This is a genomic window from Arsukibacterium sp. (assembly GCF_036735525.1).
Classification (GTDB): domain Bacteria; phylum Pseudomonadota; class Gammaproteobacteria; order Enterobacterales; family Alteromonadaceae; genus Alishewanella.
Map to the genome: position 1 here is coordinate 1 of NZ_DAINOE010000159.1, position 3,286 is coordinate 3,286.

Annotated in this window: 4 protein-coding genes; all 4 read right to left on the bottom strand. The window is 48.4% G+C overall.

The features are described from left to right. Positions 1–221 (bottom strand): hypothetical protein (locus V7D78_RS16575; protein ID WP_333609564.1); only part of this gene is annotated, 221 nt, incomplete at its 3' end. Further along, a complete protein-coding gene (locus tag V7D78_RS16580; protein ID WP_333609565.1) occupies positions 218–1,174 on the bottom strand; it encodes an ATP-grasp domain-containing protein in 957 nt (318 codons plus the stop codon). The genes V7D78_RS16580 and V7D78_RS16575, both read right to left, overlap by 4 nt. Before the next feature lie 6 nt (positions 1,175–1,180). After that, complete coding sequence (locus V7D78_RS16585; RefSeq protein ID WP_333609566.1) at positions 1,181–2,098, bottom strand: nucleoside-diphosphate sugar epimerase/dehydratase; 918 nt, start codon at positions 2,096–2,098, stop codon at positions 1,181–1,183. Further along, complete coding sequence (pseI, locus tag V7D78_RS16590; protein WP_333609567.1) at positions 2,095–3,144, bottom strand: pseudaminic acid synthase; 1,050 nt, start codon at positions 3,142–3,144, stop codon at positions 2,095–2,097. Before pseI ends, V7D78_RS16585 begins: the two co-directional genes overlap by 4 nt. Between the last annotated feature and the right edge of the window lie 142 nt (positions 3,145–3,286).

Sequence of the window (3,286 nt, forward strand, 5' to 3'; positions counted from 1 at the left end):
GCTTTGATGTTCGCTTTGCTGGCCAGGTTGTGTTGTGCCAGCCAGTCGTCAAAAATACGGCCACGTCCCCGGGTATCCAGCAACTGCAGCAGAGTATGATAACTGCTGTTTTCATCTAGCTGCCAGCGTGTTGCGGCCAAGCGTGCGACCGCTCGTAAGCCGCTTTCAACGTACTGGCGTTCGTCATACAAGGTGTCGTCTAAATCAAAAATGTAGATCACAGATACAGATCTCCGGCATAGCGTACCTGAGTAATAGGGCATGGCGCAGCCAAAAAGAGTATTGTATCGACATCCAGCCCGCAGCTTTCTGCCAGGCTCCAATACAAGCTGTCTACTCCGGCTTTAATGCCAAGTGTGGAGGCCCCGCCAAAGCGACTGTTGCACTCGATCAGGTGTAACTGTTGCTGCTCATCTATGATGGCTTGCATCACCACCGGGCCAGTCAATGCTAGTGCTTGCAGTGCGTCACGTATCAGGTTGTCATATTGCGGTAGTGCAATTGTTTGGCTGATTTGTGATTCGCCATGTTGTACTTTTAGGCGATAACGGCAGATATGGGCTTTGAGTTTGCTGTCTTTATTCAGCCAGGCATCGATACTGATTTCACGACCACAAATATAGGGCTGAAATAGCGGCTGTTGCAATGTGTTGGCATGTGCTTGCGCTTGCTCTGAGGTTAACGCCAGCCCAAGGCTAGCACTACCGGCACCATAACGTTCTTTGACAACCCAAAGTTCGCTGGAGCCATCAGGTTGCGCTAAGCTGGGTATTGCAGGTAGGCCAATCGACATTAGTTGGCTGGAAAATGCATTTTTATCCAGGCAACGTTGCACCGCGTGTTCAGGTGATACCAGCACGTAAATGCCTTGTGCCGCCAGTGTCTGCTTTAATCTTGACCAAAAGTGCAGTTCGCCATCTCTGCTAGGCAATATATGGCTGACATTGCGTTTTACTAATCCCTCAATGATGGCGTCAGTAGCCCCTGCCGCAACGGCAGGCATTAACCAAAAATCATCGGCAAAGTGTTCGCTGACTACAGGGTGGCTGCAATCACCGGCGATGATGCGTGCTGAACGGTTAATGCGTCTGGCGGCGTGTTGCAGCGCCTTTAACAGCGGTATTTTCGCACCAGCGCTGCTTAATAGCACGTTTAGATTGGAGATGCTGTTCATCCAGTACTACCAAAAAGCATGTTTTGAAATGGAGATAGCTTTATTGCTGATATCAGCCGTGATACGTCTGTTATCATAATCATTGAGTGTCATGGCTTTTTTCGGCGTTTGCCAATCACCATACATAAAGGTTAAAAAATCCGACGCTGCAGACGGCACCGGGATAGCGTGCCCCATAAAAGCTATTGTTTCCAGTTGATTAAAGTGGTGCTCTGGTGCGAAAAATATACCCGCTGAGGAGAGTAATTCTGAGCGTCCGTTCAATGATTGTCGACGCTGCAGGCTGGTTTCAAATGGAATAAGAGAGCAGCCTGCTTTAGGCGTGAATTCAATGTTTAGACAAACGTCATAACCTGACTGCCTGATCAGTGTTGTGTGCCAGTCCACTTTGTCTTGCATGGGTGCTTGTTTTTGAAAGTTTTTAAGCAGTAAGAGAGCCTTGTCAAAATCTGCGTCATCAATGGCGAAATCGATATCATCATCCCAGGCGAGCAGTTTGCCCTCTCGCATTAAGCCCAGTAGTGTGCCCGAATCGATACAGGCTTTTATCTGGTGTTGTATAAACAGCTGGCTTAATCTGATCAGTAGCTGATGGCCTAGTTGCAAGGTTGCTGCATGGCTAAAGGGGTGCTCAGATTTCAGTTCAGCCTTGATTGGTATATATATTTTATTTGGCGCTATACCGAATTCTGTCGTCAGCTGCTGATATATGCTGTCGATCCATAGGCTGGTGATGACAATGGTATCAAATTGCAACTGTGCTAGTGCCGCTGGCGCAAGCACGGGGATATTCGCTATGGTCTGGCCATGGCGTTTGGCATCGTTGTCTACAAAGGCAATAATGTTATGTTCAGGGTGCTTTTTGAGGTAGGTTTCACCTGCTTTACTGGCCCCAAACAGCACGAGTTTGTCTGTTGGCGTCATACTAGCTCCCAAGACAACGGGGTGCCTTTGCTAGCATCTTGCCGGATGGTTTTACCCAGAACAAACGGCAAATATTTCGGCGCTAGACCAAGCCCTGGTCGTACAGAGCGAAGATTGTCGTGTGTGAAAATATCACCTGCTTTCATATCTTTTGCGATATACAGTGAGCGGCGATGCACTCTGGAAGAAACCTCTTTATCGGTACAGCCATAGCGTACGTGACCTAGCGCATCATGAGCGCGAGCGGTTTCCTCTACCAGCAGTGTTAATTCTGCGGGCTCTAGTGAAAACTTCGCGTCTACCTCGCCGCCATGTCTATCCAGTACAAAGTGCTTTTCAATGACCGTGGCGCCCAAGGCGACGGCTGCGACAGATACCCCCACTCCCGGAGTATGATCCGATAATCCCACCTGACAATTAAATAGCTGCGCTAAATGTGGAATAGTCTGTAAATTGGCATCGACTGGTCGGGCGGGGTAGTTGCTGGTGCATTTTAGTAGAATGAGATCTTTGCAACCGTTGTTACGCAGCACGTCAACCGATTCAGCCAGCTCAGCTTGCGTCGCCATGCCCGTTGACATTATCACCGGCTTGCCGGTTTTGGCGACCGCCGCTAACAGGCCATGATCGATATTTTCAAAGGACGCGATTTTATAGCAGGGCACATTGAGTGACTCCAGAAAATCGACAGCTGTTAAATCAAAAGGTGAACTAAATGCCAGCAGGCCTTTGTTATTGGCGTATTCAAAAATCGGTTTATGCCACTCCCAGGGGGTCATGGCCATTTTGTAAAGATTATATAAGGAGTTGCCTTGCCAAAGGCTATTAGGATCGGCAATAAAAAATTCACGCTCGTGTACATCCAGAGTGATAGTGTCGGGTGTGTAGGTTTGTAGTTTCAGCGCATGCGCACCTGCTGCTGCTGCCGCATTGACCAGCGCCATAGCCTTGTCGAGTGACTGGCCATGATTGCCTGACATCTCTGCGATGATAAACGGCGAGTGCGCCGGACCAACTAACCGGTTGCCAATTTTTATCTCTGACATCAAGTCCTCGTCACTGTCGTTAAAATTTGTTCTACTACTAAAGGCGTACCAGCGTTTGCAGGGACAATTTGTGCAGCCACCTGACTAATATTGTCTAATAATTTTGGCTGCAATAAGTAATGACGCAGTTGTACAGCAATAT

Coding starts and splice junctions, on each gene's coding strand:
- V7D78_RS16585 (WP_333609566.1), bottom strand. CDS start 2,098: ATGACGCCAACAGACAAACTCGTGCTGTTTGGGGCCAGTAAAGCAGGT.
- V7D78_RS16580 (WP_333609565.1), bottom strand. CDS start 1,174: ATGAACAGCATCTCCAATCTAAACGTGCTATTAAGCAGCGCTGGTGCG.
- pseI (WP_333609567.1), bottom strand. CDS start 3,144: ATGTCAGAGATAAAAATTGGCAACCGGTTAGTTGGTCCGGCGCACTCG.